Annotated in this window: 15 protein-coding genes; 7 read left to right on the top strand and 8 right to left on the bottom strand. The window is 71.8% G+C overall.

What is annotated here, in order from left to right; translation table 11 throughout:
* The first annotated feature begins 17 nt into the window (after positions 1-17).
* Positions 18-683 (top strand): O-methyltransferase, encoded by a 666-nt coding sequence (locus H0487_RS08965; protein ID WP_312855876.1) that lies wholly within the window; start codon positions 18-20, stop codon positions 681-683.
* A gap of 22 nt (positions 684-705) precedes the next feature.
* Here H0487_RS08965 and H0487_RS08960 read toward each other — a convergent pair whose 3' ends face one another.
* From H0487_RS08960 to dapE, 6 genes are all read right to left on the bottom strand, one after another.
* Positions 706-1,044 (bottom strand): hypothetical protein, encoded by a 339-nt coding sequence (locus H0487_RS08960; RefSeq protein ID WP_183093896.1) that lies wholly within the window; start codon positions 1,042-1,044, stop codon positions 706-708.
* A 42-nt stretch (positions 1,045-1,086) separates the two neighbouring features.
* Positions 1,087-2,700 (bottom strand): leucyl aminopeptidase family protein, encoded by a 1,614-nt coding sequence (locus H0487_RS08955; protein WP_183093895.1) that lies wholly within the window; start codon positions 2,698-2,700, stop codon positions 1,087-1,089.
* A complete protein-coding gene (locus tag H0487_RS08950; RefSeq protein WP_091024313.1) occupies positions 2,697-2,864 on the bottom strand; it encodes a DUF3117 domain-containing protein in 168 nt (55 codons plus the stop codon). The genes H0487_RS08955 and H0487_RS08950 overlap by 4 nt, the downstream gene beginning before the upstream one ends.
* A 113-nt stretch (positions 2,865-2,977) precedes the next feature.
* On the bottom strand, positions 2,978-3,247 hold the full coding sequence (locus tag H0487_RS08945) for a DivIVA domain-containing protein (protein ID WP_312855875.1): 270 nt from the start codon (positions 3,245-3,247) through the stop codon (positions 2,978-2,980).
* Between the two features lie 16 nt (positions 3,248-3,263).
* On the bottom strand, positions 3,264-3,992 hold the full coding sequence (locus H0487_RS08940) for an LOG family protein (RefSeq protein WP_183093894.1): 729 nt from the start codon (positions 3,990-3,992) through the stop codon (positions 3,264-3,266).
* On the bottom strand, positions 3,989-5,089 hold the full coding sequence (gene dapE / locus H0487_RS08935) for a succinyl-diaminopimelate desuccinylase (protein WP_220793227.1): 1,101 nt from the start codon (positions 5,087-5,089) through the stop codon (positions 3,989-3,991). Before dapE ends, H0487_RS08940 begins: the two co-directional genes overlap by 4 nt.
* A gap of 174 nt (positions 5,090-5,263) precedes the next feature.
* Between dapE and H0487_RS08930 the strand changes: the two genes are divergently transcribed.
* Positions 5,264-6,856, top strand: coding sequence for a calcium-binding protein (locus tag H0487_RS08930; RefSeq protein ID WP_183093892.1), 1,593 nt, complete (start codon positions 5,264-5,266; stop codon positions 6,854-6,856).
* A 70-nt stretch (positions 6,857-6,926) separates the two neighbouring features.
* Here the strand turns inward: H0487_RS08930 and ileS are convergent, their stop codons facing one another.
* Positions 6,927-10,148, bottom strand: coding sequence for an isoleucine--tRNA ligase (gene ileS / locus H0487_RS08925; protein WP_183093891.1), 3,222 nt, complete (start codon positions 10,146-10,148; stop codon positions 6,927-6,929).
* Between the two features lie 282 nt (positions 10,149-10,430).
* Here ileS and dapD point away from each other — a divergent pair, with 282 nt between their 5' ends.
* The 5 genes from dapD (at position 10,431) to H0487_RS08900 (ending at position 13,736) form a co-directional block, all read left to right on the top strand.
* Positions 10,431-11,369, top strand: a complete 939-nt coding sequence (gene dapD / locus H0487_RS08920; protein WP_183093890.1) for a 2,3,4,5-tetrahydropyridine-2,6-dicarboxylate N-succinyltransferase — start codon at positions 10,431-10,433, stop codon at positions 11,367-11,369.
* A 51-nt stretch (positions 11,370-11,420) separates the two neighbouring features.
* Positions 11,421-12,380 (top strand): VldE C-terminal domain-containing protein, encoded by a 960-nt coding sequence (locus H0487_RS08915; RefSeq protein WP_183093889.1) that lies wholly within the window; start codon positions 11,421-11,423, stop codon positions 12,378-12,380.
* Positions 12,381-12,512: 132 nt separating this feature from the next.
* Positions 12,513-12,887, top strand: a complete 375-nt coding sequence (locus H0487_RS08910) for a hypothetical protein (protein ID WP_183093888.1) — start codon at positions 12,513-12,515, stop codon at positions 12,885-12,887.
* Positions 12,888-12,966: 79 nt separating this feature from the next.
* Positions 12,967-13,347 (top strand): hypothetical protein, encoded by a 381-nt coding sequence (locus H0487_RS08905; RefSeq protein ID WP_183093887.1) that lies wholly within the window; start codon positions 12,967-12,969, stop codon positions 13,345-13,347.
* 50 nt (positions 13,348-13,397) lie between these two features.
* Positions 13,398-13,736, top strand: a complete 339-nt coding sequence (locus tag H0487_RS08900) for a hypothetical protein (protein ID WP_183093886.1) — start codon at positions 13,398-13,400, stop codon at positions 13,734-13,736.
* On the opposite strand, the gene H0487_RS08895 is transcribed toward H0487_RS08900, so the two are convergent.
* Positions 13,726-15,322 (bottom strand): hypothetical protein (locus tag H0487_RS08895; RefSeq protein WP_183093885.1); only part of this gene is annotated, 1,597 nt, incomplete at its 5' end. The genes H0487_RS08900 and H0487_RS08895 overlap by 11 nt on opposite strands.

Here is a 15,322-nt window from a genome sequence, read left to right as displayed (position 1 = left end):
ACCGTTACGGTGTGACCGTGGCCGCCTCTCCGCTCCCGCCGATCAACCCGTCCAGCTGGACCTACGCCGAGACCTACGTCGTCGAGGACGACGTGATCAAGGCGGCCCGGGCCCGCGCAGAGGAGGTCGGTGCGGTCGCTGTCGGCAACGGTGCGGGGGCCGCGCTGCGCTTCCTCGCTGCCGTCCTCGACGCCCGCGCGGTCGTCGAGATCGGCACCGGGGCGGGCGTCTCCGGACTCTGGCTGCTGCGCGGCATGCGCCCCGACGGTGTCCTCACGACCGTCGACATCGAGGCCGAGCACCAACGGTTGGCGCGCGAGTCGTTCAAGGACGAGGGCATCGCACCGCAGCGGGTCCGCACGATCGCGGGCCGCGCGCTCGACGTGCTCCCCCGCCTGACCGACGGGCACTACGACCTCGTGTTCGCCGACGGCGACAAGCGTGAGTACGGCGCCTACCTGGCCGAGGCGATGCGCCTGCTCCGCCCGGGCGGCGTCGTCGCGTTCGACAACGCCCTCTGGCACGACCGGGTCGCCGACCCGGCGCAGCGCGACGACCAGACCGTCGCGATCCGCGACCTGGTCCAGGAGGTCGCGGCGACCAAGGGCCTGGTGCCCGTGCTGCTGCCCGTCGGCGACGGACTGCTGCTGGCCAAGAAGGTCTGGGCTCCCGAGGAGGACTGACCGCGCCGGCCCGGGGACGGGCTCAGGCGCGGGGCGTGGCCGCGAAGCCGATGCCGCCCTCGGCGATGGCGACGACGTCGCACGGCTCGATGAGCACCGGCGCACTGCCGATGATCAGCGAGCCCGGCGACTCCGCAGCACCGGCGGTGAAGGTCTCCTGGAACGCGGCACGGGTCGCGTCGTCCGCGAAGACGTAGCACCCCTCGAACCAGGCACCCGGCACCATCCGCCAGGTCTTGTAGGAGAGTCCCGCCATGCCGGTGAACCGGGCGTGGGAGGTGTCGGCGACGTAGGACGAGAGCTGCTCCTCGACACCCTCGGGGGCATCGGCGAGCGACCAGCGGACGGTCAGACCCTTCACATCTTCTCCTTGGTCGGTCGGGCGGTCGAGCGGGGCGGGTGGTCAGTCGGTGCCGGTGAGCCCGGCGAGCGGCTCGGGCTGCCCGAGCCAGGTGAGCAGCAGGCGCGCGCCGAAGCCGGACGGCCCGACGGTCCACTCGTGCAGCTCCTTCTCGACGTCACCGACCGAGGCGATGTCGAGGTGGACCCACGGCAGGCCACCCGTGAAGTGCCGCAGGAACAGCGCGGCCGTGATCGCGCCGGGGCTGCCGGCGGCGTTGTCGGCGTCGGCCACCTTGGAGGCCAGCCGGTCCTCGTAGCCCGCGTACAGGGGCATCCGCCAGACCGGCTCGCCGGCGCGCTCCCCCGCGGCGGTGATCGCTGCCGCGAGCGCGTCGTCGGTGGCGAAGAAGCCGCCCAGCTGCTGGCCCAGCGCGATCTTCATCGCCCCGGTGAGGGTGGCGACGTCGACGAGCACCGTCGGGTCGAGCTCGGCGGCGGCGTAGGCCAAGGCGTCGGCGAGGACGAGGCGTCCCTCCGCGTCGGTGTTGGTCACCTCGCTGGTGCGACCACCCCAGTGGCGGATGACGTCGCCCGGCCGGATCGCCGACCCGGAGACCGCGTTCTCGGCCGCCGGGACCAGGCCGGTCACCCGGACCGGGCAGCCGACGTCGGCGAGCGCGGCGAGGGTCGACAGCACCACGGCGCCGCCGGTCATGTCGCGCTTCATCGACACCATGCTGGCGCCGGGCTTGAGCGAGAGCCCGCCGGTGTCGAAGGTGATGCCCTTGCCCACGAGCACGATGTGGGGCAGCTTCTTCGCCGCGCGACCGGACACCCCGGGCGGCGTGTAGTCGAGTCGGACGAGGCGGGGCGGGGAGGCCGAGGCGCGTCCCACGCCGAGGATGCCCCCGAAGCCCTCGCGCTCGAGGTCGGCCTCGTCCCAGACGCGGAGCTCGAGGCCGGCCTCGGCCGCGACGGCCCGGGCCTGCTCGGCCAGCCAGGCAGGGTTCTTGAGGTTGCTGGGGACCGTGGCGAGGGTGCGCGATCGCCACCCGGCTCCTCCGAGGGCGACCGCCCGGTCGAGGAGCGCCTGGTCGAGCGTCGTCCGCTCGGGACCGCCGGACGGGAGCGCGACGACGACCCGGCGCACGGGACGGCGCTGCGGGCCCGCGGAGCGCCAGTGGAACTCGAACGACCCGAGCATGACGCCGGCGACGAACGCCTCGACCATCTCCTCGCGCGTGGGCCCGTCCTCGCCGGACGGGTCCGGGGCGACGTCCGGGACGGACGTCGCGACGGCGTCGTGGTCGCGGACCGCCCGCGCCAGGGCAGCGCCGGCACGTCGTACGTCGATCGGACGCGCCGCGCCCACGCCGACGAGCAGCGCGAGACGCAGGTCCGGGTTGGCCGCCGTGCCGAGCGGCACGGGAACCTCGACGACCTCGCCGACGGCACCGGTCATCCGGCGCAGCTCGGCCACCGCGAGGAGATCGACCTCCACCGCCTCGCTCAGCTCGGCCGCGCCGGGCCCGAGCAGCACGCCCGGTTCGTCGCTGCTGCCGTCCGGCAACACGGGGACCGCCACCACGTCGACGCCGACGATGGCGGCCGGGAGGAGACCGCTGAGCGCGACCTCCGGGGGTGAAACCTGGCTAGGAAGAACGGGCTCCGTCACCCGACGACGTTCTTGAGCGCGTCACCGAGGGCACCTGCCTCCTCGGCGTTGAGCTCGACGACCAAGCGGCCACCGCCCTCGAGCGGGACGCGCATCACGATGCCCCGGCCCTCCTTGGTGACCTCCAGCGGACCGTCACCGGTCCGAGGCTTCATCGCCGCCATGCGGCACCCCACTTCCCAATTCATCCAAGGCAGACTGGTCGACCCGTCGGTGCAGCCTGCGCGGGTTCACCTCCATTATCCCTCATGCCCCGCGCGCTGCGCAGCAGAGGCCGTCACTCCGGGTCAGCGCGTCGTTCCTGCTCGTGCGCCAACCGGGCGAGCAGCGCGTCGACCTCCGACATCCGGTAGCCACGGAAGGCCAGCGAGAAGCGGACCCGCCGCAGGTCGTCGGCCGTCAGCGGTCGGTCGGCCGGCACCCGTGCATCGGGTCGGTCGTCGTACGCCGGCTTCATGGGCTCGCCCCGACCGGCGGCGAGCATCGCGATGCCGCCCATCGCCAGCACGATGAGGACGGCGAAGAGCCACATGATCGCTTGGGGCACGACGGCTCCGTCCTGCTCAGGCGTGGCGGTCGCGGGCGGCGACCATGAGGGCCACCGCCTCGTCGACGTCGTCGGTGAGCGTGAGCATGTCGATGTCGGACTGCTTGATCCGTGCGTCGCTGAGCATCGTGCCCTGCATCCACTCGATGAGCCCGGTCCAGTGCTCGACCCCCATCAGCACGATCGGGAACGTCGTGATCTTGAGGGTCTGGGCCAGTGTCATCGCCTCGAACATCTCGTCGAGGGTGCCGAGCCCGCCGGGCAGGACGACGTAGCCCTGCGAGTACTTCACGAACATCATCTTGCGGACGAAGAAGTACCGGAAGTTGAGGCCGAACGTCACGTAGTCGTTGAGCTTGGCCTCCCACGGGAGCTCGATGCCGAGGCCGATGCTCTCGCCCCCGGCCTCGGTCGCCCCCTTGTTGGCGGCCTCCATCGCCCCGGGACCGCCGCCGGTGATGACGGTGAAGCCCGCGTCGACCAGCGCGCCGCCGACCTGGACGCCGAGCTGGTAGGCCGGGTGGTCGGGCTGGATCCGCGCGGAGCCGAAGACGGCGATCGCGGGACCGATCTCGGCGAGGTCGTTGAACCCCTCGACGAACTCGGCCTGGATCTTCAGGACGCGCCACGGATCGGTGTGGACCCAGTCGCTGTCGCCGTTGCTGTCGAGCAGCCGCTGGTCGGTGGTCGATCCCTCGGGACGTCCCTTGCTGGGACGGGGACCGGGTCCGGAACGTCGGGTCATGTCTGGGCCTCCTCACCCTGGAGCCACGCGCGCAGCCGGCGCTCGCACCGCTCGATCTGCGCGACCGGCACGTGCTCCTCCTGCTTGTGAGCAAGCATCGGGTCACCGGGGCCGAAGTTCACTGCAGGCACGCCGAGGGCGGTGAACCGGGCGACGTCGGTCCACCCGAACTTCGGGTTCACCGTGCCGTCGGGACCTCCGACGGCCTCGATGAAGGCCTTCGCCGCCGGCCGGTCGAGGCCGGGCAGGGCGCCGGGCGCGGAGTCGGTCAATGTGAGGTCGTACGGCGCGAAGAACTCGGTCACGTAGGCCAGCGCCTCCTCCTCCGAGCGGTCGGGCGCGAACCGGTAGTTGACGGTGACGACGCACTCGTCGGGGATCACGTTGCCGGCGACCCCGCCGCTGATCGCGACCGCGTTGAGCCCCTCGTGGTACTCCAGGCCGTCGATGACGGGCTTGCGCGCCTCGTAGGCCTGGAGCCGCTGGAGGACGTCGGCGGCGCCGTGGATCGCGTTGACGCCGCGCCAGCTCCGGGCCGAGTGGGCCCGCTCCCCGGTCGTCCGGACGTCGACGCGGAGGGTCCCCTGGCAACCGGCCTCGACCACCGCGTCCGACGGCTCCATGAGCACCGCGAAGTCGGCGGTGAGCAGGTCGGGGTCGGACTCGCTGAGGAGCCGGAGCCCGTTGTACGTCGAGTCGATCTCCTCGGCCTCGTAGAGCACCAGGGTGAGGTCGTGGACGGGCTCGGTGACCGTCGCGGCGATCCGCAGGATGACCGCGTCGCCGCCCTTCATGTCACAGGTGCCGAGGCCGTGCAGGAGGTCGCCCTCCAACCGGCTCGGCAGGTTGTCGTTGACCGGGACGGTGTCGAGGTGTCCGGCGATGACCACCCGGCTCGGCCTGCCCAGCTCGGTCCGCGCGACGACCGTGTGCCCCCGTCGTACGACGGTGAGGTGCGGCAGCGTGCGCAGCGCCGCCTCGACCGCGTCGGCGATCTGCTGCTCGTTGCGGGACACGGACTCGATGTCGACGAGCTGGCGGGTGAGGGTCACGGCGTCGGCCGTCAGGTCGAGCGGGGCCACGGACATGCCCCTCATCCAACCAGCACCGTCATCGCCAGGTCCCGATCCTGCACCGGCGAGGTCCAGATCATGTACTAGGAGCGGGCCCAGCGGCCTTCGTAGCGTCGAGGACAGCACCCGCTCCTGTCGGATCGTGACAAAGGTTGTCACGCAGGGAGGGTGAACAGCTCCTGCTCTCGGAGGAAAGCCATGTCCGCTCCCCGGTCCACCCCCCGCCTCGTCCTCGCCGCCGCCACCGCTGGCGCCGCGTTGCTCGTGCTCCCCTCCCCGACAGCGGACGCCGCCGTCACCTGCCGCGGGGTCAGCGCCACCCACGTCGGCACCGAGGGACCGGACACGATCAACGGCACCGACGGGCGCGACGTCGTCGCCGCACTCGGCGGCGACGACACCGTCTTCGGCTTCGAGGGCGACGACCTGATCTGCCTCGGCGACGGCAACGACGTCGCCTACGGGCTCGGCGGGACCAACACGTTCGTCCCCGGCGTCGGCAACGACTACGTCTACGGCAACGGCGAGGGCGCCGTCGACGACACCGTGGTCTACGAGGACGCGCCGGGGCCGGTGGGGGTGAACCTCTCGACCGGTCTGACCTGGGCGGCCAGCGGCCAGGACCACCTCTCCGCCATCGCCTCGGTCGTCGGCAGCCCGTTCAACGACCATCTGCTCGGCAACGGCGACGCCAACCTGCTGCTCGGGGGCTCGGGCAACGACGACATCGCCGGCGGCGACAGCCCCGACCAGCTCCACGGCGGGGAGGGCAACGACGTACTCCGCGGTGAGGGCGCCGACGACAACCTCCAGGGCGGGGCCGGTCGCGACGGCCTCGAGGGCGGCCACGGCAGCGACTACCTCGACGGCTACATCGCCGGTCTCGCCGGTGCGCCCCAGGGCGACCACGTCACCTACTTCTACTCCCCGGCCGGCGTCGTCGCCGACCTCGTCGCCGGGACCGCCAGCAGCGGCGGCCACCAGGACACCTTGACCAACGTCTCCTCGATCACCGGCTCCGAGCACGCCGACCAGATCTTCGGTGACCACGCACAGAACCTGATCCAGGCGGGGGCCGGCGACGACCTCGTGGACGCCCGCGGCGGTGACGACCAGGTCGTGGCCGGGCTCGGGGACGACGACGAGACCGGCGGCGACGGGCTCGACACGCTCAACCTCCAGTACGCGCCCGGCCCGGTCCGCGCCGACCTCGGCACCGGCGTGGTCTCGGGGTTCGGCAGCGACGTCGCGGACGGCTTCGAGCACGTGACCGGCGGCCCGTATGCCGACCGGCTCGCCGGCACGGCGTCCTTCAACCAGATCGACGGCGCCGGGGGCAACGACACGCTGGTCTCGGCGGGCGCAGGCCCGGGCGCGGGTGATGACTACCTCATCGGGGGCGAGGGCAGCGACGTCCTCATCCCGGGTTCGGCCAACGACTTCATCGTGGGAGGGCCGGGGTCGGACACCGTCCGCTTCTCCACGGCCGCCGGTCCCGTCACCGCCTCGCCCGCCTCGGGACAGGCGCCCGGCGCCGGTACCGACACCCTCGTGCTCGTCGAACGGCTGACCGGCGGCCGCTTCGCCGACAAGCTCACCGGCGACTCCTTGGCGAACTGGCTCCGCGGAGCGGGCGGCAACGACACCCTCAACGGGGCCGGCGGCAACGACAGCATCGGCGGGGACGGCGGCAACGACTACCTGCTCGGCGGCGCCGGGACCGACCGCTGCGACGGCATGACGGGCACCGACCGGGCGACGACCTGCGAGACGGTGCTCAACGTCCCGTGAGGGTGTGCGGTCAGCGAGCGTGGCGTGCGCACGCCTGCCAGACGGCGAGGCCGGGGCTCGTCCGGGGCCGTCAGGCCCGGACGACCGTCACCGTCGCGGTCTCGCCGTCCCCGACGGTGACCACGGTGCCCTCGGCCGCCTCGTCGATCACGTACGACGTCGCCAGCGTCTCCTTGGAGATGAGGTCCTCGTGCGTCCCCGCCGCTCCGAGGACCGCGGTGGAGCCGCCGATCGTCAGCACGATCCGGTCGGTGACGTCGAGGTCGGCGTCGCGTCGCGCCTGCTGGACCGCCCGGACCAGGTCGCGGGCGATGCCCTCCTCGGCGAGCTCGGGGGTGACGACCGTGTCGAGCACGACGAAGCCCCCGCCCGGCAGCATGCCGGTCGCGGTGCCGTCGGTCTCGGAGCCCACGACCGTCTCGAGCGTGTACTCGCCCTCGACCAGCGCCAGCCCGCCGGCGGTGACGGTGCCGTCCTCGGCGACCGACCAGTCGCCGGACTTCGACGCCTTGATCGCGACCTGGACGTCCTTGCCGAGCCGCGGCCCCGCGGCCCGGGCATTGACGGAGAGCCGCTGCGAGATGCCGTAGGCGCCGGCCTCGGGCGAGTCGGCCGCGAGCAGCCGGACGTGCTTGACGTTGACCTCGTCAGCGACGATCGATGTGAAGTCCTCGAGCGAGGCCGGGTCGGCGACGACGACGGTGAGCGAGCCGAGCGGCAGTCGGTTGCGCAGGCCGCCGGCCTTGCGCAGCGCCGACGTGGCCGAGCAGACCTCACGCACCTGGTCCATCGCAGCGACCAACGCGTCGTCGGTCGGCAGGGCCGAGGCGTCCGGCCAGTCCGCGAGGTGCACGGACCGGCCGCCGGTGAGACCGCGCCAGACCTCCTCGGTGGTCAGCGGCAGCAGCGGCGCGACCGCACGGCAGACGGTGTCGAGCACCGCGGCGAGGGTCTCGAACGCCTCGGCGCGGCCCTCCCAGAAGCGCTCACGCGAGCGGCGGACGTACCAGTTCGTCAGGACGTCGAGGAAGCCGCGGGTGGTCTCGCAGGCGTCGGCGATCGCATAGTCGTCGAGCTCGGCCGTGAGCTTCTCGACGTACTGGCGGGTCTTGGCGAGGAGGTAGCGGTCGAGCGGGTCGGTGCTGGCCAGCGACTCCGGTCCACCGACCTTCGCCTCGTAGCCCTCGGCGTTCGCGTACAGCGAGAAGAAGTACCAGGTGTTCCAGAGCGGGATCATCACCTGGCGCACCGCGTCGCGGATGCCCTGCTCGGTCACGACCAGGTTGCCGCCGCGCAGGATCGGGCTGGCCATGAGGAACCAGCGCATCGCGTCGGCGCCGTCACGGTCGAAGACCTCGCGCACGTCGGGATAGTTGCGCAGCGACTTCGACATCTTGTTGCCGTCGGAGCCGAGCACGATGCCGTGGCTGATGCAGGAGGAGAACGCCGGGCGGTCGAAGAGGGCCGTCGCCAGGACGTGCATCGTGTAGAACCAGCCGCGGGTCTGGCCGATGTACTCGACGATGAAGTCGCCCGGGAAGTGGTGGTCGAACCAGTCCGCGTCCTCGAACGGGTAGTGCACCTGGGCGAAGCTCATCGAGCCGGAGTCGAACCAGACGTCCAGCACGTCGCTGACGCGCCGCATCGTCGACCGGCCGGTGGGGTCGTCGGGGTTGGGCCGGGTGAGGTCGTCGACCCACGGCCGGTGCAGGTCGGGCTCGCCGTCCGCGTTGAGCGGCAGCCGCCCGAAGTCGCGCTCGATCTCCGCGAAGGAGCCGTAGACGTCGATCCGGGGGTACGCCGGGTCGTCGCTCTTCCACACCGGCACCGGGCTGCCCCAGAAGCGGTTGCGGGTGATCGACCAGTCGCGGGCGTTCTCCAGCCACTTGCCGAACTGACCGTGCTTGATGTGCTCGGGCACCCAGCGGATCTGCTCGTTGAGCTCGAGCATCCGGCTCTTGAACTTGGTGACCTCGACGAACCACGACTCGACGCCCTTGTAGATCAGGGGCTCGCGACAGCGCCAGCAGTGCGGGTAGGAGTGGTTGTAGGTCTCGCGCCGGACCAGCACCGTGCCGGGCGTGACCGAGCCTCCCGTGCTCTTCAGGTCGTCGATGATGTGCGGGTTGGCGTCGAAGACGAGCATGCCGGCGTACTCGGCGACCGGGTGCGTGAAGCGGCCGTCCTTGCCGACGGGCATGACCGGCTCGATGCCCTCGCGGTCGGTCACCTCCTTGTCGACCTCACCGAACGCGCCGGCACTGTGGACCAGGCCGGTGCCGTCGGTGGTGGTGACGGCCTCGTCGGCCGCGACGACCCGGAACGCCCGGGCGTGGTCGGCGAAGTAGGAGAACGGTGGGGCGTAGGTCAGGCCGATCAGGTCGGACCCCTGGCCGCGCCACACGACCTCGGGCTCGTCGCCCAGCTCGCGAGCGTAGGCACCCAGCCGGGCCTCGGCGAGGATCAGCCGGTCACCGTCGTGCTGGACCGCGACGTAGTCGATGTCCGAGCCGACCATGACCGCCAGGTTGCTCGGCAGCGTCCACGGCGTGGTGGTCCAGATGAGGACCTTCGCGCCCGCGAACGGTCCCTCGGTCGTGATCTCGAAGCCGACCGTGACCGACGGGTCCTGCCGGTCCTGGTAGACGTCGTCGTCCATCCGCAGCTCGTGGTTGGAGAGCGGCGTCTCGTCGTTCCAGCAGTACGGCAGGACGCGGAAGCCCTCGTAGACCAGGCCCTTGTCGAAGAGGCTCTTGAAGGCCCACAGCACCGACTCCATGAACTCGGGGTTCATGGTCTTGTAGTCGTTGTCGAAGTCGACCCAGCGCGCCTGCCGGGTGACGTAGTCGCGCCACTCGCCGGTGTACTTGAGGACCGACGCCCGGCAGGCGTCGTTGAACTTGTCGATGCCCATCTCGACGATCTCGTCGGTGGTCTTGATGTCGTTGAGGCGCATCGCCTCGAGCTCGGCCGGCAGACCGTGGGTGTCCCACCCGAACCGGCGCTCGACGCGCTTGCCGCGCATGGTCTGGTAGCGCGGCACGATGTCCTTGACGTAGCCCGTCAGCAGGTGGCCGTAGTGCGGGAGCCCGTTGGCGAACGGCGGGCCGTCGTAGAAGACGAACTCGTTCTCGCCGTCGGTCCCGGCGTCACGCGCCTCGACGCTCGCGCGGAAGGTGTCGTCCTCGGCCCAGTAGGCCAGGACCCGCTCCTCGATCTCGGGGAAGCGCGGCGAGGACGGGACGCCGGCGGTCTTGTCGGCACTGTCGTTGCTGACCCTGGGGTAGGTCATCGGTCACGGCTCCTGCGGGTCGGTCTCATCGGGCCACAGGGACGACTCTCGCCGCGGTACCACCCTGCTTGCCGCCCACCCCGATGTTGGAGTCGTCGACCTCTCGTTCACGGCTGTGACGGGCCTTCCCGCCGGGTTCTACTGGGCCCCCCGCGTCGGCGGGGCTGTTCTTCCCGGGGCTCGCCGCTGATGACGGCTCGAGCGCCTGTGGGCCCAGCGTACGGCGCTGCCGGGGTCGGGTGCGAATCAGTTCACCCGCCCTGCCCCCTAGAATCACCCCACGTGACTGCTGCTTGGGGCTACGGCCTGACCACCTACGCCTCGGACAACTCGGTGCTCGACACCTGGTTCCCCTCCCCCGCGCTCGGCGCGAAGCCGGCGGACGCCGTCGCGCCGGCCGAGCTCGCGGCGCTCGAGGGCAGCGACAAGGTCCGCGCGGTCGAGAAGCGGGTCACCCTGGTCGAGGTCGCGGACCTCGCCGCCGCCCCGGCGGACGCCACCGAGGCCTGGCTGCGGCTGCACCTGCTGTCGCACCGCCTCGTCGCGCCCCACGGCCTCAACCTCGACGGCGTCTTCGGCCTGCTGACCAACGTCGTGTGGACCAGCGCCGGCCCGTGCGCGGTCGACGGCTTCGAGCTGACCCGCGCGCGCCTCCGGGCCGCCGGCGAGGTCGTCGCGGTCTACGGCGTCGACAAGTTCCCGCGGATGGTCGACTACGTCGTGCCCTCCGGCGTCCGGATCGCCGACGCCGACCGGGTCCGGCTGGGAGCCCACCTCGCGTCCGGTACGACGGTCATGCACGAGGGCTTCGTGAACTTCAACGCCGGCACGCTCGGCGCCTCGATGGTCGAGGGCCGGATCTCCGCCGGCGTCGTCGTCGACGACGGCTCCGACGTCGGTGGCGGCGCCTCGATCATGGGCACCCTGTCGGGCGGCGGCAAGGAGGTCATCTCGATCGGCAAGCGCTGCCTGATCGGCGCCAACGCCGGGGTCGGCATCTCCCTCGGCGACGACTGCGTCGTCGAGGCGGGCTGCTACGTCACCGCCGGCACCAAGGTGCTCGTGCACCTCTCCGGTGCGGAGCCGACGGTCATGAAGGCCCGCGACCTGTCGGGCGCGTCGAACGTCCTGTTCCGCCGCAACAGCCAGTCCGGGGCGATCGAGGCCGTGCCGTGGCAGGGCGAGGGCATCGCCCTCAACGCAGCGCTGCACGCCAACTGAGGTGCGCCCGCCCTCGGGCCGACCTCACCACCCGTCACGGACACTCGGAGCATGAAGGGGAGGTGGCTGGCGGTGGGCGTGGCGCTCACCGCCCTGGGACTGGTGGCCGTCATCGGCGTCGTGATCCTCAACGCCGTCGACGACCTCATCTCCGGTCCGAGCGGTGACTGCTCGGTCACCGTCGACGACCACGAGGTCGAGATCAGCGGGGAGCAGGCGGAGAACGCGACCCTGATCGCGGCGATCGCGATGGAGCGTCGGCTGCCCGCGCGAGCGGTGTCGATCGCCCTGGCGACGGCGTACCAGGAGTCCAAGCTCGAGAACATCGACTACGGCGACCGCGACTCCGTCGGCCTGTTCCAGCAGCGGCCCTCCCAGGGGTGGGGCACCCGCGAGGAGATCCTCGACCCGGTCTACTCGACCAACGCGTTCTACGACGCGCTGGAGAAGGTCGACGGCTACGAGAACCTGGCGATCACCGTCGCGGCCCAGGAGGTGCAGCGCTCCGCCTTCCCCGACGCGTACGCCGACCACGAGGCCGACGCCCGTGCCCTCGCCTCGGCGCTCACCGGCTACTCCCCCGCGACCTTCACGTGCGACCTGGACGGCGGCGCCCCCTCCAGCGACGAGGAGCTCATCGAGACGGGCCTGACCGGGCGCGCCGACGACGTGCGGGTGGACCTGCTGGAGCGCTTCGGCGAGCTGTCGCTCGGCGGGTTCGAGCCCGGCGGTGTCTCCACGGGACACATGGAGGGGTCGGCCCACTACGAGGGCCGCGCGATCGACATCTTCTTCAGACCCGTCAACGCGACCAACCGGACGCGGGGCTGGGCCGTGGCGCACTACCTGGTCGGCAACGCCGCGCGCCTCGACATCCGCACCGTCATCTACGACGACCGGATCTGGACCGCCGGGCGCGACGGCTGGCGGGACTACGACCCGCCGTCCTCCAGCGGTTCGGTCGCGATCCTCGAGCACCGCGACCACGTGCACGTCGACGTCTTCGGCTGACCTGGACCGAGGCGGCGCGACGTCGTCCAGAAGTTTTTTCGGGAAACCGGGAACTGGACCCCGGGTGGGCTGCATCCACAGGACACAACACCGATCCACCGGGTCGGTTCCCCTCCTGAAAGGACCACTCCCATGAAGACCATCCTCCGTGCCGCCGCCTTCTCCGTCCTCGGCCTCTCCGCCGGTGCCGCCGTCGGGCTCGCCCCCGGCGCCCAGGCCGCCGCGCTCACCCCCTCCACGGTCACCATCCAGGCCGAGGGCACCGACCTCTTCGGCAACGTCAGCAGCTCGCTCGCGTCCTGCGAGGCCGACCGCAAGGTCATCGTGTTCAAGGTCGTCGGCACCCGCGGCGGCGGCGACGACATCCGGTTCGCGTCGGACACCTCCGACACCGACGGTGACTGGAGCACCGGCAACACCGGCACCGAGGGCAAGTTCTACGCCAAGGTCAAGAAGAACTCCTTCTGCAAGGCCGACTTCAGCCCCACGATCACCGCGTCTCGCTGACGGCTCATCGGCCCCGAGCGGGGTGGCGTCTCTCCCGGAACCGGGGGCGCCACCCCGCTTTCGGGCCTACTGTGGCGCGATGAGAACCTTCGCCTCCGCTCCCGGCCGACTCGCTCTCGGGTTCCTGGCCACCGCCACCTGCGTCGTCGGGCTCAGCCCGGCCGAAGCCACGGTCGCTCCCGCCGACTCGACCGTCACCATCCAGGCCGAGGGCACCGACCTGTTCGGCAAGGTCAAGAGCCCGCGCGCCAGCTGCAAGGCTGATCGCTTCGTGGTGCTCTTCAAGGTCATCGGCACCCGCGGCGGTGGCGACGACTCCCACTTCGCCAACGACACCACCGACACCGACGGCGACTGGAACACCGGCAACACCGGCACCCCGGGCAGGTACTACGCCAAGGTCAGGAAGACGCCGAACTGCCAGGCGGACTCCAGCCCCACCATCCGCGTCACCCGCTGATGGGGGTGCACCCTCCCGCTCGCCATCGACGAACCGTCGCAGCCCTGGCCGTGACCGCCGGCAATGCTCTCGTGCTGCTCGGCCCGGCCGGCCAGGCCGTCGCGCCGGCGGCCAACCGGGTCACGATCCAGGACAACGGCATCGACCTGCACGGCGCGATCATCACCGACGAGGACTCCTGCGCCGTCGGCCGGACCGTGCTGGTGATGAAGCAGGTCGGCAGCCGCGGCGGTCGGGACGACGTCCGCTTCGCCACCGACACCGGCGAGTTCTCGGTCGGCTACTGGTCGGTCCGGGCCCGCCGCGCCGAGGGTCGCTTCTACGCCGAGGTCAAGGCGACGCCGCGGTGCGCGGGCGACACCAGTCGCACGATCCGCGTCACCCGCTGAGACGCCACGAGATCGGCGTGAGCGGGTCCGGCTGATAGCTGCAGGAGGCTCCCGTCCGCACGGTGCGTGCGAGGTGCGCGCCGAGGTCGGGATGCTGCTCCTCGAGCCGCGCCAGGGCGTAGCGCAGGGAGCGCGTGACCGCACCACGCGCCCGCTCGCCGCTGCTCCCGGTCGTTCGTGAGCGTCCCCCGAGACCGACGGCCGCGGTGAGCTCGGCGACGAGGTAGTCCCGGTCGCGCTCGGCGAGCAGCCGGCGGGCTTCGTCGTGGTCGCGCTCGGCCTCGGCGATGTCGTCCTCGACCTCGGCCAGACGACGTCGGTACGACGCCTTCGCCTCCTCGTCGATGACCGGAAGTCCCTGCTCCACCACCCCGCCGACCAGGTCGAGCGCATGCACCTCCCGGCCCGGTCGGGCGATCAGGGCGGCCAGGTAACCGATGCCCTTGAGGTCGGCGAGCACCGCGACGCGCCCCTGGAACGCAACCTCCCAGTGGTCACCGCGCTTCACCAGCTCCGCCTCGACCGGAGCGCCTGCCGCGGCGCGAACCGGCGTGCCGGTTCCGCTCACACCGACCTCGAGCAGCGTCCGGACGTCCGCTTCTCGCCGCACTGCACCGAACTCGACGAACGCAGCCAACGCCGACGTCCGCTCCAACGCGGCGCCGGAGCTGTTCCCGGCCGCGGCGAGAGCGTCGGCGAGGACGGTCCGAGCGACCGCTGCGTCGTACGGTGCCTGCATGTCCACCCAGGCTGCGACAGCCTGCTGCGACCGCGCCGCGGCCGTCGTCGTGTCGTCTGCCAGCAGGGCGGCGCGGGCATCGGCGAGTGCCGCGATCGCCTCGAGGCCGGGCCCGGGACTGCTCTCGGCGACCGCCAGCAGTCGGTCGGCCGCCGAGCGCGCGGTCGCGGCGTCGCCGGTCGCTGTCGCCACCACGACCTGCGCCTCGAGGAGCGGCACCATGCGCAGCTCACCGAAGGGTGGCCGCTCCTTCCACGGCAGGTCCGCCGGGTGCTCTATCTCGCTGCGCAGCATCTCGGTCGCCGTGACAGCGTCGCCCTGCTCGAGCCGGAGAAGGGCGAGACCCGGTTGCGGAGACCAGGCGCGCTCGTGGGCACCGAGGAACGCCTCCTCGGCTCCTTCGAGGTCACCGAGGCGCAGACGGATGGTGCCGAGCTCGACCAGCGGCCACCCGAGCTCGCGGCGCATCCACGGCCGCAGCTCGTCGCAGGCAGCCAGGGCCTCCTCCTCGGCGGCGGCGCCCGGTCCGGAGACCCGGAGCAGCTCGGCGCGGTGCACCCGACATCGACCGTGCGAAGCGCCGTACGCCCGGCCGTGCCGCCAGCGCTCCATCACGTCGGTCCACTCGCGCGCCCGGTCCGGCCGGCCCAGCCACTGGGCGATGCAGATCAGCTCGCAATAGACGTTGCCGGTCGTCAGTGGGTCGAAGTCGCCGGCCGCCAGGTCGACCGCGAGCTCGTCCAGCATCGCGATACCGCCCTCGACGTCGCCCGCGTGGATCGCGAGGCGTGCCGTCATCGACCGGCCGAGCCCCCGGGCCGGGTCGGCGCCGAACCGGGTCCCGAGC

The organism is Nocardioides stalactiti (assembly GCF_014180715.1).
GTDB classification, from domain to species: Bacteria; Actinomycetota; Actinomycetes; order Propionibacteriales; family Nocardioidaceae; genus Nocardioides; species Nocardioides stalactiti.
The sequence above is the reverse complement of the archived record's forward strand: the minus strand, read 5'-3'. Positions and strand labels throughout refer to the sequence as shown.